At 71.2% G+C, this 340-nt stretch carries 1 protein-coding gene; it reads left to right on the top strand.

Features of this window, described 5'->3' with window-relative positions; all coding sequences use genetic code 11:
* A partial coding sequence (locus tag PA598K_RS34785; RefSeq protein WP_376739118.1) for a hypothetical protein occupies positions 1-340 on the top strand: 340 nt, incomplete at both ends.

The raw sequence follows: 340 nt of genomic DNA, 5'->3' as shown, positions 1-340 counted from the left end.
GTGCTGCTGCTGGCGCTGGCAGCGGCGGCCGGCATCCTGCTGCTGCGGTCGGGACAGGAGACTGCGACGACGCTGACCTCCTCTGAGGTGAGCGAGCGGGTGCTCGAACAGTATGGCGGCGAGATCATCCGACTTGATCGGCTCTCGGACAGTTATCGGCTGACGCTGGAGACCGAGCGCGGTCTCTACGAGCTGCTGCTCGGCAGCGGCGGCGAGACACGCAGCATCCGGCGGCTCGAAGCGTACGAGCCGCCTGGTACGGGCGGCGATCCGGGAGAGACGCCCGGCGGGGCGCCGGAGCAGCCGGGCGGCGAGACGCCGTCGCTGCCGCTCACCGAGC

The organism is Paenibacillus sp. 598K (assembly GCF_003851045.1).
Lineage (GTDB): Bacteria > Bacillota > Bacilli > Paenibacillales > Paenibacillaceae > Paenibacillus_D.
This window is presented reverse-complemented; position numbering and strand designations above follow the sequence as displayed.